This is a genomic window from Pollutimonas rozaliensis (assembly GCF_048751585.1).
Lineage (GTDB): Bacteria > Pseudomonadota > Gammaproteobacteria > Burkholderiales > Burkholderiaceae_B.
This window is the reverse complement of the sequence record NZ_JAZHOB010000027.1, coordinates 1-532: the sequence shown is the minus strand read 5'-3', so window position 1 is coordinate 532 and position 532 is coordinate 1. Positions and strand designations below refer to the sequence as shown.

The following is a 532-nucleotide window of genomic DNA, read 5'->3' as shown; positions in this document are numbered from 1 at the left end:
CCCCGTTTCGGCGGGGAAAGGATCCGTTTCTTATATGACGACCGAGAGACAAGCGGAAAGAAAGTTTTGTGATCTACTAAATTTAAATCCGCGCGTCAGTTGCCACTAAATTATTCGTATGTTATTAATAGGCGTATTCAAAAGAGGTTGTTTATATGAAACTCGAAGATAGAAATAAGGTTAGTCGGTCTTTCCGTTTAGAACCACACGTAGATGAAAAGCTTTTGAAGCTAACACAGATGCTGGGAGTTAGTATTCATGCTTATATCGTCACTGAGATAGGAAAGGCCATTAATCGCGATTATCTTGCTTTTCAACTTCAAGACACACAGAAAGATGCACTTGACCAGATGGTTAAACTGTTTGGTTCTGTTGTCCAAGAAAATCCTGATTCTGAACAATAGATATAAAAAAACCCAATAGTCCCTAAACTATTGGGTTTTCACTTTCGGATTGGTTAGAGCCTTTCCAAAAGGACGTTGTTAATTGTGAGTGCAATTAACTTTGGTTGTTAACGGTTTAATTAACGGTT

General features: G+C 38.2%; 1 protein-coding gene. It reads left to right on the top strand.

Going from position 1 to position 532, the window contains the following annotated elements; genetic code table 11:
* Positions 1 to 155 precede the first annotated feature (155 nt).
* Positions 156 to 404: a hypothetical protein gene (locus V0R37_RS21825; protein ID WP_315888660.1), complete on the top strand. Its 249-nt coding sequence runs from the start codon at positions 156 to 158 to the stop codon at positions 402 to 404.
* Positions 405 to 532 lie beyond the last annotated feature (128 nt).

Excerpts from the sequence above, each read along its gene's own strand:
- V0R37_RS21825 (WP_315888660.1), top strand. The coding sequence starts at position 156 with ATGAAACTCGAAGATAGAAATAAGGTTAGTCGGTCTTTCCGTTTAGAA.